The organism is Enterobacter sp. UPMP701, from assembly GCF_053709515.1.
Genome location: NZ_JBSKJN010000010.1, coordinates 13,777 through 39,164 on the forward strand (window position 1 = coordinate 13,777; position 25,388 = coordinate 39,164).

At 52.0% G+C, this 25,388-nt stretch carries 40 protein-coding genes; 3 read left to right on the forward strand and 37 right to left on the reverse strand.

What is annotated here, in order from left to right:
• From secY to rpsJ, 22 genes are all read right to left on the reverse strand, one after another.
• Nucleotides 1–1,332, reverse strand: coding sequence for a preprotein translocase subunit SecY (gene secY / locus ACWKXT_RS18545; RefSeq protein ID WP_003863305.1), 1,332 nt, complete (start codon nucleotides 1,330–1,332; stop codon nucleotides 1–3).
• 7 nt (nucleotides 1,333–1,339) lie between these two features.
• Entirely contained in the window at nucleotides 1,340–1,774 is a 435-nt protein-coding gene (rplO, locus tag ACWKXT_RS18550; RefSeq protein WP_014885468.1) for a 50S ribosomal protein L15, read from the reverse strand.
• A gap of 3 nt (nucleotides 1,775–1,777) precedes the next feature.
• Entirely contained in the window at nucleotides 1,778–1,957 is a 180-nt protein-coding gene (gene rpmD / locus ACWKXT_RS18555; protein ID WP_003863301.1) for a 50S ribosomal protein L30, read from the reverse strand.
• 6 nt (nucleotides 1,958–1,963) lie between these two features.
• A complete protein-coding gene (gene rpsE, locus ACWKXT_RS18560) occupies nucleotides 1,964–2,464 on the reverse strand; it encodes a 30S ribosomal protein S5 (protein WP_003863299.1) in 501 nt (166 codons plus the stop codon).
• Between the two features lie 14 nt (nucleotides 2,465–2,478).
• Entirely contained in the window at nucleotides 2,479–2,832 is a 354-nt protein-coding gene (gene rplR, locus ACWKXT_RS18565) for a 50S ribosomal protein L18 (RefSeq protein WP_003863297.1), read from the reverse strand.
• Nucleotides 2,833–2,841: 9 nt separating this feature from the next.
• On the reverse strand, nucleotides 2,842–3,375 hold the full coding sequence (gene rplF / locus ACWKXT_RS18570) for a 50S ribosomal protein L6 (protein WP_003863296.1): 534 nt from the start codon (nucleotides 3,373–3,375) through the stop codon (nucleotides 2,842–2,844).
• 12 nt (nucleotides 3,376–3,387) lie between these two features.
• A complete protein-coding gene (rpsH, locus tag ACWKXT_RS18575; protein WP_006178918.1) occupies nucleotides 3,388–3,780 on the reverse strand; it encodes a 30S ribosomal protein S8 in 393 nt (130 codons plus the stop codon).
• 30 nt (nucleotides 3,781–3,810) lie between these two features.
• On the reverse strand, nucleotides 3,811–4,116 hold the full coding sequence (rpsN, locus tag ACWKXT_RS18580; RefSeq protein ID WP_003863291.1) for a 30S ribosomal protein S14: 306 nt from the start codon (nucleotides 4,114–4,116) through the stop codon (nucleotides 3,811–3,813).
• A 14-nt stretch (nucleotides 4,117–4,130) separates the two neighbouring features.
• Nucleotides 4,131–4,670 carry a 50S ribosomal protein L5 gene (gene rplE, locus ACWKXT_RS18585; RefSeq protein ID WP_001096202.1) on the reverse strand — a complete coding sequence of 180 codons (540 nt, stop codon included), beginning with the start codon at nucleotides 4,668–4,670 and terminating at the stop codon, nucleotides 4,131–4,133.
• Nucleotides 4,671–4,684: 14 nt separating this feature from the next.
• Nucleotides 4,685–4,999, reverse strand: a complete 315-nt coding sequence (gene rplX, locus ACWKXT_RS18590) for a 50S ribosomal protein L24 (protein ID WP_003863287.1) — start codon at nucleotides 4,997–4,999, stop codon at nucleotides 4,685–4,687.
• A gap of 10 nt (nucleotides 5,000–5,009) precedes the next feature.
• Nucleotides 5,010–5,381 (reverse strand): 50S ribosomal protein L14, encoded by a 372-nt coding sequence (gene rplN / locus ACWKXT_RS18595; RefSeq protein ID WP_002919748.1) that lies wholly within the window; start codon nucleotides 5,379–5,381, stop codon nucleotides 5,010–5,012.
• Nucleotides 5,382–5,547: 166 nt separating this feature from the next.
• Complete coding sequence (gene rpsQ, locus ACWKXT_RS18600) at nucleotides 5,548–5,802, reverse strand: 30S ribosomal protein S17 (protein WP_008503489.1); 255 nt, start codon at nucleotides 5,800–5,802, stop codon at nucleotides 5,548–5,550.
• A complete protein-coding gene (rpmC, locus tag ACWKXT_RS18605; protein ID WP_003863282.1) occupies nucleotides 5,802–5,993 on the reverse strand; it encodes a 50S ribosomal protein L29 in 192 nt (63 codons plus the stop codon). Before rpmC ends, rpsQ begins: the two co-directional genes overlap by 1 nt.
• Entirely contained in the window at nucleotides 5,993–6,403 is a 411-nt protein-coding gene (gene rplP / locus ACWKXT_RS18610) for a 50S ribosomal protein L16 (RefSeq protein ID WP_002919759.1), read from the reverse strand. The genes rpmC and rplP overlap by 1 nt, the downstream gene beginning before the upstream one ends.
• A gap of 12 nt (nucleotides 6,404–6,415) precedes the next feature.
• On the reverse strand, nucleotides 6,416–7,117 hold the full coding sequence (gene rpsC / locus ACWKXT_RS18615; protein WP_000529945.1) for a 30S ribosomal protein S3: 702 nt from the start codon (nucleotides 7,115–7,117) through the stop codon (nucleotides 6,416–6,418).
• A gap of 17 nt (nucleotides 7,118–7,134) precedes the next feature.
• Entirely contained in the window at nucleotides 7,135–7,467 is a 333-nt protein-coding gene (rplV, locus tag ACWKXT_RS18620) for a 50S ribosomal protein L22 (protein ID WP_002919773.1), read from the reverse strand.
• 14 nt (nucleotides 7,468–7,481) lie between these two features.
• Nucleotides 7,482–7,760 (reverse strand): 30S ribosomal protein S19, encoded by a 279-nt coding sequence (gene rpsS / locus ACWKXT_RS18625; RefSeq protein ID WP_001138117.1) that lies wholly within the window; start codon nucleotides 7,758–7,760, stop codon nucleotides 7,482–7,484.
• 16 nt (nucleotides 7,761–7,776) lie between these two features.
• Nucleotides 7,777–8,598, reverse strand: a complete 822-nt coding sequence (rplB, locus tag ACWKXT_RS18630; RefSeq protein WP_000301859.1) for a 50S ribosomal protein L2 — start codon at nucleotides 8,596–8,598, stop codon at nucleotides 7,777–7,779.
• Nucleotides 8,599–8,615: 17 nt separating this feature from the next.
• On the reverse strand, nucleotides 8,616–8,918 hold the full coding sequence (gene rplW / locus ACWKXT_RS18635; RefSeq protein ID WP_000617546.1) for a 50S ribosomal protein L23: 303 nt from the start codon (nucleotides 8,916–8,918) through the stop codon (nucleotides 8,616–8,618).
• Nucleotides 8,915–9,520, reverse strand: coding sequence for a 50S ribosomal protein L4 (gene rplD / locus ACWKXT_RS18640; protein ID WP_000424395.1), 606 nt, complete (start codon nucleotides 9,518–9,520; stop codon nucleotides 8,915–8,917). The genes rplW and rplD overlap by 4 nt, the downstream gene beginning before the upstream one ends.
• Nucleotides 9,521–9,530: 10 nt before the next feature.
• Nucleotides 9,531–10,160 carry a 50S ribosomal protein L3 gene (rplC, locus tag ACWKXT_RS18645; protein WP_003863274.1) on the reverse strand — a complete coding sequence of 210 codons (630 nt, stop codon included), beginning with the start codon at nucleotides 10,158–10,160 and terminating at the stop codon, nucleotides 9,531–9,533.
• A gap of 32 nt (nucleotides 10,161–10,192) precedes the next feature.
• Nucleotides 10,193–10,504 carry a 30S ribosomal protein S10 gene (gene rpsJ, locus ACWKXT_RS18650; RefSeq protein WP_001181005.1) on the reverse strand — a complete coding sequence of 104 codons (312 nt, stop codon included), beginning with the start codon at nucleotides 10,502–10,504 and terminating at the stop codon, nucleotides 10,193–10,195.
• A gap of 380 nt (nucleotides 10,505–10,884) precedes the next feature.
• Between rpsJ and ACWKXT_RS18655 the strand changes: the two genes are divergently transcribed.
• Nucleotides 10,885–11,358, forward strand: a complete 474-nt coding sequence (locus tag ACWKXT_RS18655; protein WP_454529481.1) for a prepilin peptidase — start codon at nucleotides 10,885–10,887, stop codon at nucleotides 11,356–11,358.
• Here ACWKXT_RS18655 and bfr read toward each other — a convergent pair.
• The 11 genes from bfr to fkpA form a co-directional block, all read right to left on the reverse strand.
• Nucleotides 11,342–11,818 (reverse strand): bacterioferritin, encoded by a 477-nt coding sequence (gene bfr, locus ACWKXT_RS18660; protein ID WP_454529480.1) that lies wholly within the window; start codon nucleotides 11,816–11,818, stop codon nucleotides 11,342–11,344. The genes ACWKXT_RS18655 and bfr overlap by 17 nt on opposite strands.
• A 72-nt stretch (nucleotides 11,819–11,890) precedes the next feature.
• Nucleotides 11,891–12,085 carry a bacterioferritin-associated ferredoxin gene (bfd, locus tag ACWKXT_RS18665; protein WP_432459510.1) on the reverse strand — a complete coding sequence of 65 codons (195 nt, stop codon included), beginning with the start codon at nucleotides 12,083–12,085 and terminating at the stop codon, nucleotides 11,891–11,893.
• Nucleotides 12,086–12,264: 179 nt separating this feature from the next.
• Nucleotides 12,265–13,449: an elongation factor Tu gene (tuf, locus tag ACWKXT_RS18670; protein WP_217480381.1), complete on the reverse strand. Its 1,185-nt coding sequence runs from the start codon at nucleotides 13,447–13,449 to the stop codon at nucleotides 12,265–12,267.
• A gap of 69 nt (nucleotides 13,450–13,518) precedes the next feature.
• Entirely contained in the window at nucleotides 13,519–15,633 is a 2,115-nt protein-coding gene (fusA, locus tag ACWKXT_RS18675; protein WP_028014637.1) for an elongation factor G, read from the reverse strand.
• 96 nt (nucleotides 15,634–15,729) lie between these two features.
• A complete protein-coding gene (gene rpsG / locus ACWKXT_RS18680) occupies nucleotides 15,730–16,200 on the reverse strand; it encodes a 30S ribosomal protein S7 (RefSeq protein ID WP_003861706.1) in 471 nt (156 codons plus the stop codon).
• Between the two features lie 96 nt (nucleotides 16,201–16,296).
• Nucleotides 16,297–16,671: a 30S ribosomal protein S12 gene (gene rpsL / locus ACWKXT_RS18685; protein WP_000246815.1), complete on the reverse strand. Its 375-nt coding sequence runs from the start codon at nucleotides 16,669–16,671 to the stop codon at nucleotides 16,297–16,299.
• Nucleotides 16,672–16,795: 124 nt separating this feature from the next.
• Complete coding sequence (tusB, locus tag ACWKXT_RS18690) at nucleotides 16,796–17,083, reverse strand: sulfurtransferase complex subunit TusB (RefSeq protein ID WP_454533097.1); 288 nt, start codon at nucleotides 17,081–17,083, stop codon at nucleotides 16,796–16,798.
• A gap of 7 nt (nucleotides 17,084–17,090) precedes the next feature.
• Nucleotides 17,091–17,450 (reverse strand): sulfurtransferase complex subunit TusC, encoded by a 360-nt coding sequence (gene tusC, locus ACWKXT_RS18695; protein ID WP_454533098.1) that lies wholly within the window; start codon nucleotides 17,448–17,450, stop codon nucleotides 17,091–17,093.
• Nucleotides 17,450–17,836: a sulfurtransferase complex subunit TusD gene (gene tusD, locus ACWKXT_RS18700; protein ID WP_454533099.1), complete on the reverse strand. Its 387-nt coding sequence runs from the start codon at nucleotides 17,834–17,836 to the stop codon at nucleotides 17,450–17,452. The genes tusC and tusD overlap by 1 nt, the downstream gene beginning before the upstream one ends.
• Nucleotides 17,836–18,558, reverse strand: coding sequence for a helix-turn-helix transcriptional regulator (locus tag ACWKXT_RS18705; RefSeq protein WP_003861697.1), 723 nt, complete (start codon nucleotides 18,556–18,558; stop codon nucleotides 17,836–17,838). The genes tusD and ACWKXT_RS18705 overlap by 1 nt, the downstream gene beginning before the upstream one ends.
• Nucleotides 18,559–18,723: 165 nt before the next feature.
• Nucleotides 18,724–19,545, reverse strand: a complete 822-nt coding sequence (gene fkpA, locus ACWKXT_RS18710; protein ID WP_025758059.1) for an FKBP-type peptidyl-prolyl cis-trans isomerase — start codon at nucleotides 19,543–19,545, stop codon at nucleotides 18,724–18,726.
• A 238-nt stretch (nucleotides 19,546–19,783) separates the two neighbouring features.
• Between fkpA and ACWKXT_RS18715 the strand changes: the two genes are divergently transcribed.
• Nucleotides 19,784–20,002 carry a protein SlyX gene (locus ACWKXT_RS18715; RefSeq protein WP_008503009.1) on the forward strand — a complete coding sequence of 73 codons (219 nt, stop codon included), beginning with the start codon at nucleotides 19,784–19,786 and terminating at the stop codon, nucleotides 20,000–20,002.
• 51 nt (nucleotides 20,003–20,053) lie between these two features.
• On the opposite strand, the gene slyD is transcribed toward ACWKXT_RS18715, so the two are convergent.
• From slyD to kefG, 4 genes are all read right to left on the reverse strand, one after another.
• Complete coding sequence (gene slyD, locus ACWKXT_RS18720) at nucleotides 20,054–20,644, reverse strand: peptidylprolyl isomerase (protein WP_003861691.1); 591 nt, start codon at nucleotides 20,642–20,644, stop codon at nucleotides 20,054–20,056.
• A gap of 94 nt (nucleotides 20,645–20,738) precedes the next feature.
• The gene (locus ACWKXT_RS18725) at nucleotides 20,739–20,939 is read right to left on the reverse strand and encodes a YheV family putative zinc ribbon protein (protein ID WP_003861689.1); all 201 of its coding nucleotides are present in this window, start codon (nucleotides 20,937–20,939) and stop codon (nucleotides 20,739–20,741) included.
• A 13-nt stretch (nucleotides 20,940–20,952) separates the two neighbouring features.
• On the reverse strand, nucleotides 20,953–22,758 hold the full coding sequence (kefB, locus tag ACWKXT_RS18730; RefSeq protein ID WP_454529477.1) for a glutathione-regulated potassium-efflux system protein KefB: 1,806 nt from the start codon (nucleotides 22,756–22,758) through the stop codon (nucleotides 20,953–20,955).
• Nucleotides 22,759–23,313: a glutathione-regulated potassium-efflux system ancillary protein KefG gene (gene kefG, locus ACWKXT_RS18735; protein ID WP_059357223.1), complete on the reverse strand. Its 555-nt coding sequence runs from the start codon at nucleotides 23,311–23,313 to the stop codon at nucleotides 22,759–22,761. It lies immediately after the preceding gene.
• A 135-nt stretch (nucleotides 23,314–23,448) separates the two neighbouring features.
• Between kefG and ACWKXT_RS18740 the strand changes: the two genes are divergently transcribed.
• Nucleotides 23,449–25,353, forward strand: coding sequence for an ABC transporter ATP-binding protein (locus tag ACWKXT_RS18740; RefSeq protein WP_454533100.1), 1,905 nt, complete (start codon nucleotides 23,449–23,451; stop codon nucleotides 25,351–25,353).
• Nucleotides 25,354–25,388 lie beyond the last annotated feature (35 nt).

A 25,388-nucleotide genomic window follows, 5' to 3' on the forward strand; every position in this document is an offset into this window, starting at 1 on the left:
TTAGCGGCCGTAGCCTTTCAGGTTCGCCTTCTTCAATGCAGACTCATACTGACTGGACATCATCAGAGTTTGCACTTGAGCCATAAAGTCCATAATCACGACAACAACGATAAGCAGTGAGGTCCCACCGAAGTAGAACGGTACTTTCATTGCATCACGCATGAACTCCGGGATCAGGCAGATAAAAGTAATATAAAGCGCACCAACTAAAGTCAGGCGGGTCATTACTTTATCGATATACTTCGCCGTTTGCTCTCCCGGACGAATTCCTGGTACAAATGCACCGGACTTCTTCAGGTTATCTGCTGTTTCACGCGGGTTGAAGACCAACGCCGTGTAGAAGAAACAGAAGAAGATGATCGCAGACGCATAGAGTAACACATAAAGTGGTTGCCCAGGCTGCAAATACAGCGAAATTGTTGTCAGCCAGTTCCAACCAGTACCGCCCCCGAACCATGACGCGATGGTCGCCGGGAACAGAATAATACTGGAAGCGAAGATAGCCGGGATAACCCCCGCCATGTTCACTTTCAGCGGTAAATGTGTGCTCTGTGCAGCATAGACACGACGACCTTGCTGACGCTTAGCGTAGTTCACCACAATGCGGCGTTGACCACGTTCAACGAAGACAACAAAGAACGTCACTGCAAATACTAATACTGCAACCAACAGCAACAGGAGGAAGTGCAGGTCGCCTTGACGCGCTTGCTCGATAGTATGGGCGATGGCTGGCGGGAGGCCCGCAACGATACCGGCGAAGATAATGATTGAGATACCGTTACCGATACCACGCTCAGTAATCTGTTCGCCGAGCCACATCAGGAACATTGTCCCTGTGACCAGACTAACAACAGCGGTGAAATAGAATGCAAAGCCTGGGTTTAATACCAGGCCCTGCATACCAGGCATATTCGGAAGACCGGTAGCAATACCGATCGACTGGAATATTGCCAGCACCAGAGTACCGTAACGGGTGTACTGACTAATCTTACGACGTCCAGACTCCCCTTCTTTCTTCAACTCTGCCAGGGCCGGATGAACGACCGTCAGCAGCTGGATAATAATAGAGGCCGAAATATACGGCATAATACCCAGCGCAAAGATAGAAGCACGGCTGAGAGCACCACCAGAGAACATGTTGAACATTTCAATGATGGTGCCTCGCTGTTGCTCAAGCAGTTTGGCAAGTACAGCGGCATCGATACCAGGGATCGGAATAAAAGAGCCAATACGGAACACAATCAGCGCGCCGATAACAAACAGCAGTCTGCGTTTCAGCTCGCCAAATCCACCTTTGGCACTTTGAAAATCTAATCCCGGTTGCTTAGCCATCTGCTACTTATTCCTCAATTTTACCGCCAGCAGCTTCGATAGCAGCACGAGCACCTTTAGTAACACGCAGGCCACGAACAGTTACCGGAGTAGAAACTTCACCAGACAGGATCACTTTCGCGAACTCGATCTGAATACCGATAATGTTAGCCGCTTTCAGCGTGTTCAGGTCTACAACGCCGCCTTCAACTTTCGCCAGGTCAGACAGACGGATTTCCGCTGTGATCGCTGCTTTGCGAGAGGTGAAGCCGAACTTCGGCAGACGACGGTACAGTGGCATCTGGCCACCCTCGAAACCGCGACGTACGCCACCGCCAGAACGAGAGTTCTGACCTTTGTGACCACGACCACCGGTTTTGCCGAGGCCAGAACCGATACCACGACCCAGGCGTTTACCCGCCTTTTTAGAGCCTTCGGCCGGAGACAGAGTATTTAAACGCATCTCTTACTCCTCAACTTTAACCATGAAGTAAACCGCGTTGACCATACCACGAACAGCAGGAGTATCCTCGCGCTCAACGGTATGACCAATACGACGCAGACCCAGGCCAAGCAGCGTTGCCTTGTGTTTCGGCAGACGACCGATTGCACTGCGGGTTTGAGTGATTTTAATAGTCTTTGCCATGGTCAATTACCCCAGAATTTCTTCAACGGATTTACCACGCTTGGCAGCGACCATTTCTGGAGAATTCATATTTTCCAGGCCATCAATAGTTGCACGAACCACGTTGATCGGGTTGGTGGAACCATATGCTTTAGCCAGTACGTTATGAACCCCAGCAACTTCCAGAACGGCGCGCATTGCACCACCGGCGATGATACCGGTACCTTCTGAAGCTGGCTGCATGAATACACGAGAACCCGTGTGAACACCTTTAACTGGGTGCTGCAGGGTGCCGTTGTTCAGCGCGACGTTAATCATATTGCGACGGGCTTTTTCCATCGCTTTCTGGATCGCTGCTGGAACTTCACGCGCTTTACCGTAACCAAAACCAACGCGACCGTTACCATCGCCTACTACAGTCAGAGCTGTGAAGGAGAAAATACGACCACCTTTAACGGTTTTAGATACGCGGTTTACCGCGATCAGCTTTTCCTGCAGTTCGCCAGCCTGTTTTTCGATGTGAGCCATCTTACACCTCTACCTTAGAACTGAAGGCCAGCTTCACGGGCAGCATCTGCCAGTGCCTGGACACGACCATGATATTGGAACCCGGAACGGTCAAAGGAAACATTGCTGATGCCTTTTTCCAGAGCGCGTTCTGCAACAGCTTTACCTACAGCTGCAGCGGCGTCTTTGTTACCGGTGTACTTCAATTGTTCTGAGATAGCTTTTTCTACAGTAGAAGCAGCTACCAGAACTTCAGAACCGTTCGGTGCAATTACCTGTGCGTAAATATGACGCGGGGTACGATGTACCACCAGGCGAGTTGCACCCAGCTCTTTGAGCTTGCGGCGTGCGCGGGTCGCACGACGGATACGAGCAGATTTCTTATCCATAGTGTTACCTTACTTCTTCTTAGCCTCTTTGGTACGCACGACTTCGTCGGCGTAACGAACACCCTTGCCTTTGTAAGGCTCAGGACGACGGTAGGCGCGCAGATCTGCTGCAACCTGACCGATCAGCTGTTTATCAGCGCCTTTCAGCACGATTTCAGTTTGAGTCGGACATTCTGCAGTGATACCGGCCGGCAGCGGATGCTCAACAGGGTGTGAGAAGCCCAGAGACAGGCCTACTGCATTCCCTTTGATAGCTGCACGATAACCTACACCAACCAGCTGAAGCTTTTTAGTGAAGCCTTCGGTAACACCAACAACCATTGAGTTCAGCAGGGCACGCGCGGTACCAGCCTGAGCCCATCCATCCACGAAACCATCACGTGGACCGAAGGTCAGAGCGTTATCTGCATGTTTAACTTCAACAGCTTTGTTGAGGGTACGAGTCAGCTCGCCGTTTTTACCTTTGATCGTAATAACCTGACCGTCGATTTTTACATCAACGCCGGCAGGAATAACGACCGGTGCTTTAGCAACACGAGACATTCTTTCCTCCGATTAGGCTACGTAGCAGATAATTTCGCCACCAAGACCAGCCTGGCGCGCTGCACGATCAGTCATAACACCTTTAGAGGTAGAAACAACTGCGATACCAAGGCCAGCCATAACTTTTGGCAGCTCATCTTTTTTCTTATAGATGCGCAGGCCTGGACGGCTGACACGCTGAATGCTTTCTACAACAGCTTTACCCTGGAAATACTTGAGAGTAAGTTCCAGTTCCGGCTTGGTGTCGCCTTCAACTTTAAAATCTTCGATAAAACCTTCTTCCTTCAGCACGTTGGCAATTGCCACTTTCAGCTTGGCGGAAGGCATGGTGACCGCAACTTTGTTCGCGGCCTGACCGTTACGGATACGGGTCAGCATATCCGCGATCGGATCTTGCATGCTCATCTGTCTTTACTCCCGTGATTCAATTGGTAATTACCAGCTAGCCTTTTTCAAGCCTGGCACTTCACCGCGCATAGCGGCTTCACGCAGTTTGATACGGCTCAACCCAAACTTGCCCACATAACCATGTGGACGACCTGTTTGACGACAGCGGTTACGCTGACGAGACGGGCTGGAATCACGCGGCAGAGACTGCAGCTTGAGAACCGCATTCCAACGATCTTCGTCGGAAGCGTTCACATCAGAAATGATCGCTTTCAGTTCAGCGCGTTTAGCGAAGAATTTATCAGCTAAAGCTACGCGCTTTACTTCGCGTGCTTTCATTGATTGCTTAGCCATTCAGTAACCCTACCTTACTTGCGGAACGGGAAGTCAAAGGCAGCCAGCAGAGCACGGCCTTCTTCGTCAGATTTCGCAGTAGTGGTAATGGTAATATCCAAACCACGCACGCGGTCGACTTTATCGTAGTCGATTTCTGGGAAGATGATCTGCTCACGGACACCCATGCTGTAGTTACCACGACCGTCGAAAGACTTAGCGGACAAGCCACGGAAGTCACGGATACGTGGAACAGCAATAGTGATCAGGCGCTCAAAGAACTCCCACATGCGTTCGCCACGCAGAGTTACTTTACAGCCGATCGGATAGCCCTGACGGATTTTGAAGCCTGCAACAGATTTGCGTGCTTTGGTGATCAGCGGTTTTTGACCGGAGATTGCTGTCAGATCAGCTGCTGCGTTATCCAGCAGTTTCTTGTCAGCGATCGCTTCACCAACACCCATGTTCAGGGTGATCTTCTCGACCCGAGGGACTTGCATGACAGAATTGTAGTTAAACTCGGTCATGAGTTTCTTAACTACTTCGTCTTTGTAGTAATCATGCAGTTTCGCCATCGTACTACTCCAAATTACTTGATAGTTTCGCTGTTAGACTTGAAGAAACGGACTTTTTTGCCGTCTTCGAATCTAAAGCCTACACGGTCAGCCTTGCCGGTAGCCGCATTGAAGATTGCAACGTTAGAAACCTGAATAGCAGCTTCTTTTTCAACGATGCCGCCTGGTTGGTTCAGGGCCGGAACCGGCTTCTGATGTTTCTTAACCAGGTTGATACCTTCAACGACGAGTTTGCCGGAAGACAGAACATTTTTTACTTTACCGCGTTTACCTTTATCTTTACCGGTTAACACGATAACTTCGTCATCACGACGGATTTTCGCTGCCATGATTCGCTCCTTAGAGTACTTCTGGTGCCAGAGAGATAATTTTCATGAACTTCTCAGTACGAAGTTCACGAGTTACCGGCCCAAAGATACGCGTGCCGATAGGCTGCTCGCTGTTATTGTTTAAAATAACGCATGCATTACCATCGAAGCGAATGACAGAACCGTCAGGGCGACGAACACCCTTCTTGGTGCGCACCACTACCGCCTTCAGCACATCACCTTTTTTGACCTTACCACGTGGAATTGCTTCCTTGATGGTGATCTTGATGATGTCGCCTACGCCTGCGTAGCGACGGTGCGAGCCACCCAGAACCTTGATACACATTACGCGACGTGCACCGGAGTTGTCGGCGACGTTCAGCATAGTCTGTTCTTGGATCATTTTAGTGCTCCGCTAATGTCAACTACTACCTGAGACTCTAAAATCAGAGCCGTTAAAAAGCCCCATATCGAGGGCGCGGCATTATAACACCGCTTCTGCAATATGGGTAGAAAAAATAAACGGCTCATCGCTGAGCCGTTTATTCGTATTGAGAAGGCGTACTGTATTACAGAACCGCTTTCTCTACAACGCGAACCAGCGTCCAGGACTTAGTCTTGGACAGTGGACGGCATTCACGGATTTCAACCTTGTCGCCGATACCACATTCGTTGTTCTCGTCATGTACGTGCAGTTTGGTCGTACGCTTGATGAATTTACCGTAGATCGGGTGTTTCACAATACGTTCGATAGCTACAACAATGGATTTCTCCATTTTGTCGCTAACAACACGACCTTGCAGAGTACGGATTTTATCGGTCATTACGCACCCGCCTTCTGAGTCAGTAAAGTCTTAACGCGTGCAACATTGCGACGCACTTGCTTCAGCAGGTGAGTCTGTTGCAGCTGGCCACTTGCAGCCTGCATACGCAGGTTGAACTGCTCACGCAGCAGGTTCAGCAGCTCAGCGTTCAGCTCTTCAACGCTTTTTTCACGCAGCTCTTTTGCTTTCATTACATCACCGTCTTAGTTACAAAGGTGGTTTTGATAGGCAGTTTCGCTGCTGCCAGGCCGAAGGCTTCACGGGCCAGCTCTTCCGGAACACCGTCCATTTCATAAAGGACTTTGCCCGGTTGGATCAAGGCAACCCAGTACTCCACGTTACCTTTACCTTTACCCATACGAACTTCCAGTGGCTTCTCGGTGATCGGTTTGTCCGGGAATACACGGATCCAGATCTTACCTTGACGCTTAACTGCACGGGTCATTGCACGACGTGCTGCTTCGATCTGACGTGCAGTCAGACGACCACGGCCAACAGCTTTCAGACCGAAAGTGCCGAAGCTAACATCCGTACCCTGCGCCAGACCACGGTTGCGGCCTTTGTGCACTTTACGGAATTTTGTACGCTTTGGTTGTAACATCAGCGACGCTCCTTATTTACGGCCTTTACGCTGCTGCTTTTTAGGTTGAGCAGCCGGTTTTTCCGGTTGTTCAACAGCAGCCATACCACCCAGGATCTCACCTTTGAAGATCCATACCTTAACGCCGATTACACCGTAAGTGGTGTGCGCTTCAGAGGTGTTGTAGTCGATGTCAGCACGCAGAGTGTGCAGCGGTACGCGACCTTCACGGTACCATTCGGTACGTGCGATTTCCGCGCCGCCCAGACGGCCGCTAACTTCAACTTTGATACCTTTAGCGCCCAGACGCATTGCGTTCTGTACAGCACGCTTCATAGCACGACGGAACATAACACGACGTTCCAGCTGTGAAGTGATGCTGTCAGCAACCAATTTAGCGTCCAGTTCAGGCTTACGAACTTCAGCGATATTGATCTGTGCAGGAACGCCAGCGATATCCGCTACGACCTTGCGCAGTTTTTCTACGTCTTCGCCTTTCTTACCGATAACGATGCCAGGACGAGCAGTGTGAATAGTCACACGGATGCTCTTCGCTGGACGCTCGATAACGATACGAGATACAGACGCTTTAGCCAGTTCCTTAGTCAGGTACTGACGTACTTTAAAATCGCTGTCCAGGTTGTCAGCGAATTCTTTGGTGTTCGCAAACCAGGTAGAGTTCCATGGTTTTACAATACCCAGGCGAATACCATTAGGATGTACTTTCTGACCCATTGCTAGTCTCCAGAGTCTCAGCGATCGGACACAACCACAGTAATGTGGCTGGTGCGCTTCAGGATGCGATCTGCACGACCTTTCGCACGCGGCATAATGCGCTTCATGCTTGGGCCTTCATCTACGAAAATTTTCGCGACTTTCAGATCGTCGATGTCAGCGCCATCGTTGTGTTCAGCGTTAGCAATGGCAGATTCCAGTACTTTCTTGACCAATACCGCAGCTTTCTTGTTGGTATAGGTCAGGATGTCCAGGGCCTGCGACACTTTCTTACCGCGAATCAGGTCAGCAACAAGGCGAACCTTCTGTGCAGAAGAACGAGCATGGCGATGTTGAGCTAAAGTTTCCATCTCTTCCTCCTACCTTATTTCTTCTTCGCTTTTTTATCAGCAGCGTGGCCGCGATAAGTACGAGTCGGTGCGAATTCACCCAGTTTGTGACCAACCATTTCGTCGGTAACAAAGACTGGAACGTGCTGACGACCATTATGGACAGCGATGGTCAAACCGATCATGTTAGGAAAGATCGTTGAACGACGGGACCAAGTGCGCAGGGGCTTCTTGTCTCCGCTTTCCACCGCTTTCTCTACCTTCTTCAGCAAGTGCAGGTCAATAAAAGGACCTTTCTTGAGAGAACGTGGCATGGCTTATCCTCTAAAATTATTTGCTACGGCGACGTACGATAAATTTATCAGTACGCTTGTTGCTGCGGGTCTTCTTACCTTTGGTCTGAACGCCCCACGGAGTTACCGGGTGCTTACCAAAGTTACGACCTTCACCACCACCATGTGGGTGGTCGACTGGGTTCATCGCAGTACCGCGAACGGTAGGACGAACACCACGCCAGCGTGCAGCACCAGCTTTACCCAGAACGCGCAGCATATGCTCAGCATTGCCAACTTCGCCCAGAGTAGCGCGGCAGTCTGCTTCGACTTTACGCATTTCACCAGAACGCAGACGCAGGGTGACATAAGCACCGTCACGCGCAACGATCTGAACGTAAGTACCAGCGGAACGTGCCAGCTGACCGCCTTTACCTGGTTTCATTTCTACGTTATGAACGGTAGAACCAACCGGGATATTGCGCATCGGCAGGGTGTTGCCTGCTTTGATTGCAGCATCAACGCCAGACTGAATCTGGTCGCCAGCTTTCAGGCCTTTAGGGGCCAGGATGTAACGGCGTTCGCCATCTTTGTACAGAACCAGCGCGATGTTCGCGGAACGGTTCGGATCGTACTCAAGACGCTCAACAACTGCTGGGATACCGTCTTTGTTGCGTTTGAAGTCAACAATACGATAAGCCTGCTTGTGGCCACCACCGATGTGACGAGTGGTGATACGGCCATTGTTGTTACGACCACCGGATTTGCTGTTTTTTTCCAGCAACGGAGCAAAAGGTTTGCCCTTGTGCAGCTCAGGGTTAACCACTTTAACTACGTGGCGACGACCCGGAGATGTCGGTTTACATTTAACAACTGCCATTGTATTACTCCTCCGACTTACTCAGCGCCGCCAACGAAGTCCAGGTTCTGGCCTTCTTTAAGGGTGACGTAAGCTTTTTTCCAGTCGCTACGACGACCGATACGCTGTCCGTGACGTTTAACTTTCCCTTTAACTACCAGGGTGTTAACGACTTCGACTTCGACTTCAAACAGTTTCTGCACAGCAGCTTTGATCTCTGCTTTGGTCGCGTCTTTAGCAACTTTGAGAACGATGGTGTTTGTTTTTTCCATCGCAGTAGACGCTTTTTCAGAAACGTGCGGTGCGCGAAGCACCTTCAGCAGACGTTCTTCACGAATCATGCCAGCATCTCCTCAACTTGCTTAACAGCATCAGCAGTCATTACGACTTTGTCGAAGGCGATCAGGCTAACCGGGTCGATACCAGTCGCATCGCGTACGTCAACCTTGTGCAGGTTACGTGCGGCCAGGAACAGGTTCTCGTCCAGCTCACCGGTGATGATCAGCACATCTTCCAGAGCCATGTCTTTCAGTTTCTGTGCCAGCAGCTTAGTTTTAGGCGCTTCAACAGAGAACTTCTCGACAACGATCAGACGATCCTGACGTACCAGTTCGGACAGGATGCTTTTCAGCGCGCCGCGGTACATCTTTTTGTTAACTTTTTGACTGTGGTCCTGTGGACGCGCAGCGAAGGTCACGCCACCTGAACGCCAGATCGGGCTCTTGATAGAACCTGAACGCGCACGGCCGGTACCTTTCTGGCGCCATGGCTTTTTGCCAGAACCAGTTACTTCAGCACGAGTCTTCTGAGCACGAGTACCCTGACGAGCACCAGCTGCATAAGCAACAACAACCTGGTGAACCAGCGCTTCGTTGAAATCACGACCGAAGGTAGTTTCGGAAACAGTCAGCGCGCTCTGCGCGTCTTTCAATACTAATTCCATTGCTATCCCCTTACGCCTTCACAGCTGGTTTAACGATCAGGTCGCTACCGGTTGCACCCGGGACCGCACCTTTAACCAGCAGCAGGTTGCGCTCAGCGTCAACACGTACTACGTCCAGGCTCTGAACGGTTACACGTTCGTTACCCAGCTGACCTGCCATTTTCTTGCCTTTGAACACTTTGCCCGGAGTCTGGTTCTGACCGATAGAACCCGGAACGCGGTGAGACAAGGAGTTACCGTGGGTAGCGTCCTGGGTACGGAAGTTCCAGCGCTTAACGGTACCAGCAAAACCTTTACCTTTAGAGGTACCGGTTACGTCAACTTTTTTAACGTCAGCAAACAGCTCAACGCTAATGTCCTGACCTACGGTGAACTCTTCGCCTTCAGCAAGACGGAATTCCCACAGACCACGGCCAGCTTCTACGCCAGCTTTAGCGAAGTGACCCGCTTCTGGTTTGGTTACACGGTTAGCTTTTTTAGCACCAGTGGTAACCTGAATAGCGCGGTAGCCATCGTTAGCCAGATCTTTAACCTGAGTAACGCGGTTTGCTTCAACTTCGATTACGGTTACTGGGATAGAAACGCCATCTTCAGTGAAGATGCGGGTCATACCCACTTTTTTACCGACTAAACCAATCATTGTTTCAACCTCTCAATCGCTCGATGACCTGATTAACCCAGGCTGATCTGCACGTCTACACCGGCAGCCAGATCCAGACGCATCAGAGCATCAACGGTTTTCTCAGTTGGCTCAACGATGTCAACCAGACGCTTGTGAGTGCGGATTTCGTACTGATCGCGCGCGTCTTTGTTAACGTGCGGAGAAATCAGAACGGTGAAGCGCTCTTTGCGGGTCGGCAGCGGGATCGGACCACGGACTTGCGCACCAGTGCGCTTAGCAGTCTCGACGATTTCCGCGGTTGATTGATCGATCAGACGATGATCAAACGCTTTAAGGCGGATACGGATTCTTTGGTTCTGCATGAGACCAGAGCTCCAATTATTTTATAAACGAAAATGATTACTCCTCAAACCCATTACGATTGATGGGAGAGTGTAACCGTTCTTACGTAGCTCCCCAATTGGGAGCATTGTTGAGTAACAAAGTGAGCTACTCTGGTTCAGATTGAACCCGCCGTCAATTACGACAAGCCCGCGCATTATACGTAAATCAGAGAAAGACGCAAGTGCCGTTTAGAAATTAAGCGCCAAAGACGTACTATACGTAAGGCCGCGCAATTTTTTATGCAAAGTATCCCTTCTCAACTCTTTGTCTGAAGCCGCTACGCAATTGCTGTTTTTACACATTGCCGAGCATGCAGATTATTACGAGTATGCGCTCAAACCATTTTGAGGCTCTCGCTATGCTACTGTCCCTCCCCTTTCTGTTGATCTATTTTGCGTTATCGGCCTTGCTTGTTCGCACCGATATCCGCACGGGGCTTCTTCCCGATAAATTTCTTTGCCCACTGCTATGGACGGGCCTGCTCTACCAGCTTTGTCTCCATCCTGATTTTTTGCCGAGCGCGGTAGTGGGTGCGATGGCAGGATACGCCGGATTCGCCATTATCTATTGGGGATACCGTCTCATCTGCCGACGTGAAGGGATGGGATATGGCGACATAAAATATCTGGCGGCGCAGGGGGCATGGCATGGCTGGTGTGTACTACCAATACTGGCATTAGTGGCCGCGTTAATGGCTCTGCTGTATCTGGTTGCTTTCTCGTTGTTTACCCCTGATAAGCAGGCATTAAAAAACCCACTGCCTTTTGGGCCATTTCTGGCGGCAGCGGGTTTATGCGTTGGCTGGGAAAGCCTGATTAACTTTCCAATTTGATCTGAGACTGAAGGTAGTTCTGTAGGCCAATTTTGCTAATGAGATCTAGTTCGGTCTCAAGCCAGTCGATGTGCCCTTCTTCATCGGCCAGGATCTGGATCATCATATCGCGGCTGACGTAGTCATGTACGCTGTCCGCATAGGCAATGGCTTCACGCAGATCTTTTGCACCCTCCAGCTCCAGCCGGAGATCAGAACGCAGCATCTCTTCGACATCTTCTCCGATGCCCAGTTTTCCGAGATCCTGTAGGTTAGGAATGCCTTCGAGGAATAAAATACGCTCAATGTATTTATCGGCGTGTTTCATTTCATCAATGGACTCATGGTATTCAACATCGTTGAGGCGAGTCAGTCCCCAGTTTTTAAACATTCTTGCATGGAGAAAATACTGATTGATTGCGACAAGCTCATTTCCCAATAATTTATTGAGATAACTTATGATTTTAACATCACCTTTCATTATATAGTCCCTCCGCTTCCACTCATTGAAGCGTAGATCGGGCTACGGGGATGTCAAAAAAAAGATAGAGGCTTACGCGATCTCTTTGAATTCCGGGATCTGCATCAATTCGTCCTGCATAATCTCACGCGCTGCGCGAACGCATTTACCGCATTGATTTCCCACCGGAACAAACTTGCGAAGTTGCTGGAAAGACTGTGGCTGAAACTGGTGAACGGCCTGACGTATTTTTTTGTCACTCACACCATTACATAAACAAACGTACATAAAAACTCCCGTTCAAAATATGCGCAAAGTGTAAGTGAGAATGGTTATGATTACAATAGCACAAACGCCGGGATGCGAGACGGAAGCAGGCAAAAAATGCGAAAATTTGTGACAGGTTCAAAACGCCAGAAAACAAAAAAGGACGCCGAAGCGTCCTTTTTTCATTCAGGGATAATTAATTAGCCCAGAACTTTAGCAACAACGCCCGCGCCAACGGTACGGCCGCCTTCACGGATTGCGAAACGCAGACCGTCGTCCATCGCGATTGGGTGGATCAGAGTCACAACCATCTTGATGTTGTCGCCTGGCATTACCATCTCAACGCCTTCTGGCAGTTCGATGGTACCGGTGACGTCAGTTGTACGGAAGTAGAACTGTGGACGGTAGCCTTTGAAGAACGGAGTATGACGGCCGCCTTCGTCTTTGGACAGGATGTACACTTCAGATTCGAACTTGGTGTGTGGCTTGATTGAGCCTGGCTTCGCCAGAACCTGACCACGTTCGATTTCTTCACGTTTGATACCACGCAGCAGAACACCAACGTTCTCACCAGCACGGCCTTCGTCCAGCAGTTTGCGGAACATTTCAACGCCAGTACAGGTAGACTTCGCAGTCTCTTTGATACCAACGATTTCAACTTCTTCACCCACTTTGATGATACCGCGCTCTACACGACCGGTAACAACGGTACCACGACCGGAGATGGAGAATACGTCTTCGATTGGCAGCAGGAATGGCTTGTCAATCGCACGCTCTGGTTCTGGGATGTAAGAATCCAGGTAGCCAGCCAGTTCGATGATTTTCGCTTCCCACTCTGCTTCGCCTTCCAGCGCTTTCAGCGCGGAACCACGAACGATAGGAGTGTCGTCGCCCGGGAAATCGTACTGAGACAGCAGTTCACGAACTTCCATCTCTACCAGTTCCAGCAGCTCTTCGTCATCAACCATGTCGCATTTGTTCAGGAACACGATGATGAAAGGAACGCCTACCTGACGACCCAGCAGGATGTGCTCACGAGTCTGCGGCATTGGGCCGTCAGTCGCAGCAACAACCAGGATCGCGCCGTCCATCTGCGCAGCACCGGTGATCATGTTTTTAACATAGTCGGCGTGGCCTGGGCAGTCTACGTGTGCGTAGTGGCGAGTCGGGGTGTCGTACTCAACGTGAGAGGTGTTGATGGTGATACCACGAGCTTTTTCTTCTGGCGCGTTATCGATCTGGTCGAATGCACGAGCAGAACCACCGTAGGTTTTAGCCAGAACGGTAGTGATTGCAGCGGTCAGGGTAGTTTTACCATGGTCAACGTGGCCGATAGTACCAACGTTGACGTGCGGTTTTGTACGTTCAAATTTTTCTTTAGACACGGCTATATTCCTTACTATAGTGCTCTCCCCTCTGGAGAGAGCACGGGACTTAGGTTTTAATCCTGTGGATTACTTACCACGGGCTTCAATAACGGCCTGAGCAACGTTGTTAGGCGCATCATCATACTTCAGGAATTCCATGGTGTATGATGCACGACCTTTGGTCAGAGAACGCAGCTGAGTTGCATATCCGAACATTTCAGACAGCGGAACTTCAGCGTGGATCTTAACGCCAGTTACTTCGGATTCCTGACCACGCAGCATACCGCGACGACGGCTCAAGTCACCGATAACGTCACCGGTGTTCTCTTCAGGAGTTTCTACTTCAACCTTCATGATTGGCTCAAGCAGAACTGGTTTTGCTTTCTTAAAGCCTTCTTTAAAGGCAATAGACGCAGCCAGTTTAAACGCCAGTTCAGAGGAGTCAACGTCGTGGTAAGAACCGAAGTGCAGACGGATACCCATGTCAACAACCGGATAGCCAGCCAGAGGGCCCGCTTTCAGCTGTTCCTGGATGCCTTTATCAACGGCTGGGATGTATTCGCCAGGAATTACACCACCTTTGATGTCGTTGATGAACTCGTAACCTTTCGGGTTAGAGCCCGGCTCCAGTGGGTACATGTCGATCACAACGTGACCGTACTGACCGCGACCACCAGACTGCTTAGCGTGTTTACCTTCAACATCGGTAACTTTCGCGCGAATCGCTTCGCGGTAAGCAACCTGAGGTTTACCCACGTTCGCTTCAACGTTGAATTCACGCTTCATACGGTCAACGATGATGTCCAGGTGCAGTTCACCCATACCAGCGATGATGGTCTGGTTAGATTCTTCATCAGTCCATACGCGGAATGATGGGTCTTCTTTCGCCAGACGGCCCAGAGCCAGACCCATTTTTTCCTGGTCAGCTTTGGTTTTTGGTTCAACCGCGATGGAGATTACCGGCTCAGGGAATTCCATACGCTCCAGAATGATCGGGTGATCCGGGTCACACAGGGTGTCACCAGTGGTCACGTCTTTCAGACCGATTGCTGCAGCGATATCGCCCGCACGAACTTCTTTGATCTCTTCACGTTTGTTAGCGTGCATCTGTACGATACGGCCAAAACGTTCACGCGCCGCTTTCACGGAGTTCAGGATGGTGTCACCGGAGTTAACCACACCAGAGTAAACGCGGAAGAAGGTCAGGTTACCCACGAATGGGTCGGTAGCAATTTTGAACGCCAGTGCAGAGAACGGCTCGTCATCACTTGCGTGACGCTCAGCCGGAGTGTCTTTACCGTCGTCCAGGATGCCGTTGATCGCAGGAACGTCAACCGGGGATGGCAGGTAGTCAACTACCGCATCCAGCATCGCCTGAACACCTTTGTTCTTGAACGCAGAACCACAGGTTACCAGGATGATTTCGTTGTTCAGAACGCGCTGACGCAGAGCTTTTTTGATCTCTTCTTCAGACAGTTCTTCACCACCCAGGTATTTCTCCATCAGCTCTTCAGAAGCTTCAGCAGCGGATTCGATCAGGTTCTGGTGCCATTCGTCAGCCAGGTCCTGCATCTCAGCCGGGATATCTTCGTATTCGAAGGTAACGCCCTGGTCTGCGTCGTTCCAGTTGATGGCTTTCATTTTCACCAGGTCGATAACGCCGGTGAAGCCTTCTTCAGCACCAATTGCCAGCTGCAGCGGAACAGGGTTCGCGCCCAGACGGGTTTTGATCTGACCAACAACTTTCAGGAAGTTAGCACCCATACGGTCCATTTTGTTAACGAACGCGATGCGTGGAACTTTATATTTGTTCGCCTGACGCCATACGGTTTCAGACTGTGGCTGAACACCACCAACTGCGCAATAAACCATTACCGCGCCGTCAAGAACACGCATGGAACGTTCTACTTCGATGGTGAAGTCAACGTGCCCTGGGGTGTCGATGATGTTTACGCGATGCGGTTCGTACTGCTTAGCCATACCTGACCAGAATGCAGTAGTCGCTGCGGAGGTGATAGTAATACCACGCTCCTGCTCCTGTTCCATCCAGTCCATGGTGGCTGCGCCGTCATGAACTTCACCGATTTTATGGTTTACACCGGTGTAGAACAGAATACGTTCGGTAGTAGTGGTTTTACCGGCGTCGATGTGCGCACTGATACCGATGTTACGGTAGCGTGCGATGGGTGTTGTACGAGCCATTTGATTCCTCGTTTATATCTTTAGGCGTTCAGTTAAGTTACCCAGAGCGAGCGGCTTCTCTGAAGCGCCCGCCTGGTGACTAATACTCCGAAGGGATTACCAACGGTAGTGTGCGAACGCCTTGTTGGCTTCTGCCATACGGTGAACGTCTTCACGTTTCTTAACTGCAGTACCTTTGTTTTCTGCAGCATCAGAAAGTTCGTTCGCCAGACGCAGAGCCATGGATTTATCACCGCGTTTACGAGCAGCTTCAACGATCCAACGCATTGCCAGGGCATTACGACGAACCGGACGAACTTCAACTGGAACCTGATAAGTAGAACCACCAACGCGGCGGGACTTAACTTCTACAGTTGGGCGAACGTTGTCGAGAGCGACTTCGAAAGCTTCCAGTTCATTTTTACCAGAACGCTGAGCCAGGGTCTCCAGCGCGCTGTATACGATTGCTTCTGCAGTAGATTTTTTACCATCTACCATCAGGATATTTACAAATTTTGCCAGCAGTTCTGATCCGAACTTCGGATCTGGAAGAATTTTACGCTGACCAATGACGCGACGACGTGGCATGGGAATACTCCGTTGTTAATTCAGGATTGTCCAAAACTCTACGAGTTTAGTTTGACATTAAGATAAATCAGTTTGGCCTTACTTAACGGAGAACCATTAAGCCTTAGGACGCTTCACGCCGTACTTGGAGCGAGCCTGCTTACGGTCTTTAACACCTGAGCAGTCCAGCGCACCACGAACGGTGTGGTAACGAACACCCGGAAGGTCTTTAACACGACCGCCACGGATCAGGATCACGGAGTGCTCCTGCAGGTTGTGACCTTCACCACCGATGTAGGAAGTCACTTCGAAACCGTTAGTCAAACGCACACGGCATACTTTACGCAGTGCGGAGTTTGGTTTTTTAGGAGTGGTGGTATATACACGAGTACATACGCCACGTTTCTGCGGGCAGGCTTCCAGCGCAGGCACGTTGCTCTTTGCAACTTTGCGTGCACGTGGTTTGCGTACCAGCTGGTTAACTGTTGCCATTAAATAGCTCCTGGTTTTAGCTTTTGCTTCGTAAACACGTAATAAAACGACCTCATACAATATGAGGACGCGAAATTTTAGGGCTACGTCGAAAAGGTGTCAAGAAATATACAGCGATCTCAAATCACCAGTTCATTTGACTGGCGTGCGTCACAGTAAGATTGACGAAATCAGTATAGCCAACCACGTCAATTTTGGCTGAAATTTGACCAGAAAGACCCCGCGCGTCAAGATCGTCTTTCAGCGCAGTGACTGTTATGGGGGCATTCGTGAGAATTTCAACAAAACGGCTGCCTTCAAGTGCGGCGAGCACGCCATCCTGAATCAGCAATAGATCGTCACCTTCGCGCAGCATGCTCAGCAGCGTGTCGATATCACATTGCCACGGTGAATGGCTCAGAATATGGAGCATGGCAGCCTCAGAAAGTCAAAACAGTGTCGAAGTGGGAAAGGTGTTCGCGCAATGCAGAAGAAGGCAGGACCGTCACATCCAGCACGAAAGGCGTTGCCTCGTTTAAACCGCGCGCGGCTAAAGAGTCAGCACAAACATAGAAGGTGTCGATATCGTAAAGTGGCAACACTTTGAACGTCGCGATGTAATCACGCGCCAGAATGGCTTGCGGCTGTTGCCCCGCCAGAATCTGGCACACCCCGTCACCCAAAAAGAAGACGCCGATATCTTCCGTTAATGCCGAGGTTGCCAGCAGCGCGTCCAGTCCTTCGCGGCCAGCGGCGCTGCCGTGCGGCGCAGAAGTAAAAACAAATGCCACACGCTTCATCAGAATTGCACCACTCTGTCACACGTTAACGCCGCCTGAGCCAGCGCGCCCAGACCACTCAACGAAAATCCGGGCTGCAGGTTAGCACCCGATAACCCCAGGCGTTCGGCTTCGGCTACATCCGTCACGCCGCGACGCAGCGCCGCGGCCACGCAGATATGCAGCTCAACGCCCTGCGTTTCGTTTAATGCCTGCCAGGCGCGAACCAGATCAAACTCATCGCTTGCCGGTGACGTAAACTGGTTCGCGTTATACACCCCTTCCCTGTAGAAGAAGACGCTCGCCAGTTCATGTCCGGCCGCCAGTAGCGCATGCGCAAACTGCAGCGCGCTGCTGGCCTGCTGAGTTCCATATGCCGGGCCTGTCACCATTAACGCAAAACGCATTACTTGTCTTGCCCCAGGAAGTCACCGCTTTTGAACTGGCGAATGTAAAGGTAGACCGTATGCTTGGAGATGTTCAGACGGTCAGCCACCTGGTTGATGGCATCTTTGATATCGAAAATCCCTTTCTCGTAGAGATTGAGTACGATCTGACGATTCTTGGCGTTGTTCGATACGTTGCGGTCGGCATTCACCTCTTCAATGGTGAACTCCAGCGTCTGCGTGACAAGATCCTCTACGGAGGAGGCAAAGTTAACAGAAGAGCCAACGTCTGGCGTTTCTGGCGGGATAAAGGTGCTCATGATCTGCGAGAAAGGCACATCAAGGTTCATGTTGATGCACAGCAGACCAATCACACGATGCTCGCGGTTTCGAATCGCGATGGTTTCTGATTTCATCAGCACGCCACTTTTGGCGCGGGTGAAATAACATTTGGAGACGCTGCTGTCCGCGCCGGTCATGTCATGCAACATACGCAATGCAAGGTCGGTAATTGGCGAACCAATTTTACGGCCGGTATGCTCACCATTAGCAATGCGGATGGCGGAACACTTCAGATCTTGCAGGGAGTGCAATACAATTTCGCAGTGGGAACCAATGAGCATCGCTAACCCGTCCACTACCGCTTCGTAGGATTTCAGAATATCGAAGTCGGTCTGGTCAAAAGGACGTTGATCCAGCAAATCAAGTTCACTGGTTTCGTTGGTTAAAAGCGACCTGGACATGAAAAAAACACTCCTTTTCAGGAGCCTGTCGTTAGGTTTTCAGGGCAGGCTCATTATCTACACGGACAACTAAATTAATACAGCGTGTATAGCGCTTTCCAGTGTTAATTATATCTGCCCCACAATAAAAAAACCGCCGCCTTAAAGGCGGCGGTTTTTATCACATTACTTCTTCGCGTCGGTCGCTGCTTTTTCTTCAGCTGGCGCGTCAGCTTTGGCATCCGCTTTAGGTGCTGGTTTGATATCCAGCAGTTCTACGTCAAAGACCAGCGTAGAGTTAGCAGGAATACCCGGAACACCGGTTTTGCCGTAAGCCAGATCCGGTGGGATGACCAGCTTGATCTTACCGCCTTTTTTGATGTTCTTCAGGCCTTCGGTCCAGCCCGGGATCACACCGTCCAGACGGAAGGAAAGAGGCTCACCACGGGTGTAAGAGTTATCGAACTCTTTACCGTCGATCAGCGTACCTTTGTAGTTTACTACAACAGTGTCGCTGTCTTTAGGCGCATCACCGGTACCCTCTTTCTCAACTTTGTACACCAGGCCAGTCGAAGAAGTTTTCACACCCTTCTCTTTAGCAAAGGTGTCGCGGTAGGCTTTGCCTTTCGCTTCGTTGTCTTTAGCGTCCGCTTCCATCTTGGTCTGAGCGGCACCCTTCACGCGCGCTTCGAACGCCTGCAGAGTCTGTTCAATTTCCTGGTCAGACAGCTTGCTCTTATCAGCAAAGGCGTCCTGAACACCCGCGATCAGCTGAGCTTTATCCAGTTTGATGCCCAGTTTCTCTTGTTCTTTCAGAGAGTTTTCCATGTAACGGCCCAGAGATGCGCCCAGTGCGTAGGCGGATTTCTGGTCGTCATTTTTGAACGCCGCTTTGCTGTCTGCAGTGGCAGCAGGCTTCGCAGCAGTATCAGCAGCGAATGACAGCGGCGCGTTCAGCGCAACAGCCATCGTCGTCGCCAGCAGCGTTACTTTAAACAGTGATTTCATCCATATCTCCAGGGCCTGGGGTCTCTCACCCCAGCATTAAACGTAAATGAGTGACGTACTATAAAACGTTGCGGAAGAAATCTACAGACAGACACTCCCAATTCTCGCCACTTTTCAGACTATTTTTGTTTAAATAAGTTTCTTGCCAGCGGGATAGAGACTGTACTTAAGGATAAACTCAGTTAAACTGCGCCGCCGCTGGGCTAATATGGCGTATCAGATATAAACGAGGTGAATGATGAAGGATACAACGATAGAAGCGAGAATGGCTGAGCTGGAAAGCCGCCTGGCTTTTCAGGACATCACCATCGAAGAGCTTAACCAGACCGTGACCGCGCACGAACTCGAAATGGCGAAACTGCGGGATCATATGCGCCTGCTGACGGAAAAGCTGAAGGCGACGCAGCCGTCAAACATTGCCTCACAGTCGGAAGAGACGCCACCACCTCATTATTGAGGCGTAAAAAAAGCGGGATTCTCCCGCTTTTTTATTTTCCGCATGACGGAATTAGTGGCAACCGCAGCCGCCGTTGCCGCAACCACCTTTACCGTGGCCGTGGTCATGACCATGGTCGTGGCCGTGACCACCGCAGCAGCCGTCGTGGCCGTGATCGTGATCATGGTCGTGACCGTGTGCACCGTGAACGTGGCCATGAGCCAGCTCTTCTTCGGTCGCTTCACGGATCGCAACAACTTCTACGTTGAACTTCAGGTTCTGGCCCGCCAGCATGTGGTTGCCGTCAACCACAACGTGGTCATCTTCAACTTCAGTGATTTCAACTGGAACGGGACCCTGGTCAGTTTCAGCCAGGAAGCGCATGCCAACCTGCAGTTCGTCAACGCCCATGAACACGTCTTTAGGAACGCGCTGAACCAGGTTGTCGTCATACTGACCGTAAGCGTCGTTCGCGCCTACAGCAACGTCAAATTTGTCGCCAACTTCATGACCTTCCAGCGCAGTTTCCAGGCCGGAAATCAGGGAACCGTGACCATGCAGGTAGTCCAGCGGCGCACTCACCGGAGACTCATCAACCAACACACCGTCTTCTGTACGTACCTGATAGGCCAGGCTGACCACCAGGTCTTTTGCTACTTTCATGATATCTCCTGAGCGTGGGAAAATTGCTGGCGCAGATTGTAGCGGAAATCTGCACCCGTGTACCCTTAAGCTTAAAAAAACTCAGAGCATATCGCTAGTCTGGATGAAAAATGCCGATCACTTGCTCTTCTTTGCGAACATGATCGCGGGCTTCTTTGTCGGCCTCACGCATCTGATGACCGCACTTAACACACTCAACTATATCAATATTATTTTCGCGCCACATGGCCAGCGTATCTTGAGCCTGGCAAGACGGGCATTTTGCCCCCGCGATAAAGCGTTTACGTACAGCCATCTTTCGTTACCCTTTATTCAAATTCATCCCAGCCGTCGAGCTGGCGTCGTTCCTGTTGCATCTCTCGCTGGAAGATCTCCTCCAGCTCGCGACGCGCTTCCCGCACGCGGGAAATTTGCGCCGTATCGCTATGTACCGGCATCAGCTCACGCAGCATTCGCATATCCAGCCGGCGGAAGTGCATCTGGGCACGCTGCGCCTGGTGAGGATGCATCCCCAGGGAGATTAATGCCTTGCGGCCCAACTCCAGCGCACTGGAGAACGTCTCACGCGAGAAGTGTTTCACACCTGCCTGAAGCAGTTCGTGAGCCTCAACACGTCCCCGGGCACGCGCCAGAATATGCAGGTGCGGGAAGTGCTGCTGACACAGCTCCACCAGCTTCATCGTGTCTTCCGGATCGTTGCAGGTGATGACGATAGACTCCGCGGCTTCCGCCCCGGCCGAGCGCAGAAGCTCAAGCTGGGTGGCATCACCGTAATAGACCTTGTAGCCATATTTGCGCATCAGGTTAACCGCGCTGATATCGCGTTCCAGCACTGTGATGCGCATTTTGTTCGCCATCAGCAGGCGTCCAATCACCTGTCCGAAACGACCAAAGCCCACCACAATCACCTGCGGCTTATCGTCTTCCACCCATGGCGCTTCATCTTCATCGTCCGCCGGGTTCAGGCGGCGCGACAGCAGTTTATCCACCAGCTTCATCAGCAGCGGCGTGGTCATCATCGACAGCGTGACCGTCACCAGCAGCAGCGCCATCTGGTCATCTTTAAACAACTTCTGGGAGGAGGCGGTGGAAAACAGCACAAACGCGAACTCTCCCCCCTGGCTCAACACGCTGGCAAACTGCATGCGCTCTGAACTGCGCAGCCCATAAATACGCGCCATGACGTACAGTACCAGCGTCTTCACCGCCACCAGAATGGCGACGCTAACAATGACCCACAGCAGATGGGTATAGAGTACGCCAAGGTTGAGCGCCATCCCCACTGAAATAAAGAACAGGCCTAACAGCAGCCCTTTGAAGGGATCGATGGCAATTTCCAGCTCGTGCCGGTATTCACTCTCCGCCAGCAGCACCCCGGCGATAAAGGTGCCCAGCGCCATCGACAGCCCCAGTGCGTCCATAAACAGCGCCGAGCCGAGCACCAGCAGCAGCGTCGCGGCGGTAAACACCTCGCGCACGCCCGAGGCGGCAATAAAGCGGAACACCGGACGTAACAGGAAACGTCCGCCAATCAGCATGCCCGCGAAAGCCAGCACCTTCATGGAAATTTTTGCCCAGTCGAAGTGATCGTCGCCGGACCCCGCCAGCAGCGGCACCAGCGCCAGCGCCGGGATCACCGCCAAATCCTGGAACAACAGCACCGAAAAGCCGAGCTGTCCGGCTTCATTGCGGTTCATCCCTTTATCGCGCATGAGCTGCAACGCCATCGCCGTGGAGGACATCGCAAGGCCTATCCCGCCGATGACTGCCGCCTGCCAGGAAAACTGCGTCAACATGAGCAGCCCGCCCAGGATGGCGGCGCTGAACAGCACCTGAGCCGCCCCCACACCAAAAATAGAGCGTCGAAGCTGCCACAATTTTGAAGGATTCAGCTCCAGGCCGATGATAAACATCAGGAACACTACGCCCAGCTCGGAGAAATGGAGAATCTCATCTACATCGCTGATGAATCCCAGCCCCCAGGGGCCAATCGCGATCCCCGCCAGCAGATAACCCAACACCGCACCGATACCAATGCGTGCAGCAAGCGGCACCGCGACGACCGCCGCAAATAAAAACAGCACCCCGGCGAGGAGCAAATTCGATCCTTCCATTTAACGACCTCCAGCCGGAATGGGTGATGCCAGCCATTCACCGTAGGCTCTGGCGTGGCTCGCCAGCGCTTTCGGATCCTGTCGCCGTGCCCAGTAGACGATAATCGGGCTCATCCAGTGCATACGGCACATTGCCGCCGTCAGTTCGAATGGCCTGAGGATATCGCTCATCGGATAGCGGTTCAGCCCGTCGTGGCGGTATGCACTTTCAGGCTCACCGGTGGTGATGACGCTACGCCAGTACTTTCCCGCCAGCTGGTTGCCCCCCACCCCGCTGGAGAAGCCCCGGCTCAGCACGCGGTCCAGCCACTCTTTGAGCAGCGCCGGACAGCTATAGGTATAAAGCGGATGCTGGAACACGATCACGTCATGCTGACGCAGCAGTTCCTGCTCGTAAGGAATATCAATAAAGAAATCAGGATAGTGCGCGTAGAGATCGTGCACCGTTACGTTACTGAGCTGTGTGGCCGGCTTAAGCAGCACCCGGTTCGCCACCGAGTCCTGAGATTCCGGATGGGCATACAGCAGCAGCACTTTTGCTGTCTGAGACATCATTCCCCTCCCGGTCTTGTTTCTGTTTTTGTGTATCGTCGTTGTTTTGGGCTACCATGGCGGCCCGGTGCGGAAAATGGCCCACACCTTACATTATCATAATGACAAATTAACATAGTCGGAACATACGGCGCTTCTATGATTGTTTTCTCCTCGTTACAAATTCGTCGCGGCGTGCGCGTCCTGCTGGATAACGCCACTGCTACCATCAACCCGGGCCAGAAAGTGGGTCTGGTCGGCAAAAACGGCTGCGGTAAATCAACCCTGCTGGCCCTGCTGAAAAACGAGATTAGCGCAGATGGCGGTAACTTTACCTGGCCGGGAAACTGGCAGCTCGCCTGGGTAAACCAGGAGACACCAGCCCTGAGCGAACCGGCGCTCGACTATGTTATCGACGGCGATCGCGAATACCGCAAGCTCGAAGCGGAACTCAATGCCGCGAACGAGCGCAACGATGGTCACGCCATCGCCACCGTTCACGGCAAGCTGGACGCCATCGACGCCTGGACCATTCGCTCCCGCGCCTCCAGCCTGCTGCACGGCCTGGGCTTCAGCAACGAACAGCTTGAACGTCCGGTCAGCGACTTCTCCGGCGGCTGGCGTATGCGCCTCAACCTGGCGCAGGCGCTGATCTGCCGCTCCGACCTGCTCCTGCTCGATGAACCGACCAACCACCTCGATCTCGATGCGGTTATTTGGCTGGAGAAGTGGCTCAAGAGCTATCAGGGCACTCTGATTCTGATCTCCCACGACCGCGACTTCCTCGACCCGGTGGTGGATAAAATCATTCATATCGAACAGCAAACGATGTTCGAGTACACCGGCAACTACAGCTCCTTCGAGCGCCAGCGCGCGACGCGTCTTGCCCAGCAGCAGTCTATGTATGAAAGCCAGCAGCAGCGCGTGGCGCACCTGCAAAGCTTTGTGGATCGCTTCAAAGCTAAAGCGTCAAAAGCCAAGCAGGCCCAGAGCCGCATCAAGATGCTGGAACGCATGGAGATGATCGCCCCGGCACACGTGGATAACCCATTCCACTTCAGCTTCCGCGCACCGGAAAGCCTGCCCAATCCGCTGCTGAAGATGGAAAAGGTCAGCGCAGGCTACGCCGACCGCATTATTCTCGACTCCATCAAGCTCAACCTGGTGCCGGGTTCACGCATTGGCCTGCTGGGGCGCAACGGCGCCGGTAAATCCACGCTGATCAAACTGCTGGCGGGCGAGCTTAACCCGGTCAGCGGTGAAATCGGCCTGGCGAAGGGCATCAAGCTGGGCTATTTCGCTCAGCATCAGCTGGAATTTTTACGCGCGGATGAATCGCCGATTCAGCACCTGGCACGTCTGGCGCCGCAGGAGATGGAGCAGAAACTGCGCGACTATCTCGGCGGCTTCGGCTTCCAGGGCGATAAGGTGACTGAAAACACCGAGCGCTTCTCCGGCGGCGAAAAGGCCCGTCTGGTGCTGGCGCTGATCGTCTGGCAGCGCCCGAACCTGCTGCTGCTCGACGAACCCACTAACCACCTTGATCTCGACATGCGTCAGGCGCTGACCGAAGCGCTGATTGAGTTCGAAGGCGCGCTGGTTGTCGTTTCGCACGACCGCCACTTGATCCGCTCCACCACGGACGATCTCTACCTGGTGCACGGCGGCAAAGTCGAACCATTCGACGGCGATCTGGAAGACTACCAGCAGTGGCTGACGGATGTACAAAAGCAGGAAAACCAGCCGGAAGAGTCAGCGAAAGACAACGCCAACAGCGCGCGGTCGCGTAAAGACCAGAAACGTCGCGAAGCCGAGCTGCGCACCCAGACGCAGCCGCTGCGTAAAGAGATTGCCCGTCTTGAAAAAGAGATGGAAAAGCTCAACGCCACGCTGGCCTCCGTTGAAGAGAAGCTGGGTGATAGCGGTCTGTACGACCAGAGCCGTAAAGCCGAACTGACGGACTGCCTGCAAACGCAGGCGAAGACCAAATCCAGCCTTGAAGAGTGCGAAATGGCGTGGCTGGACGCGCAGGAACAGCTGGAAGCGATGCTGCAGGCGGAGTGACGTATTTACCCCGTTGTGCGAACGGAATCTGTCCC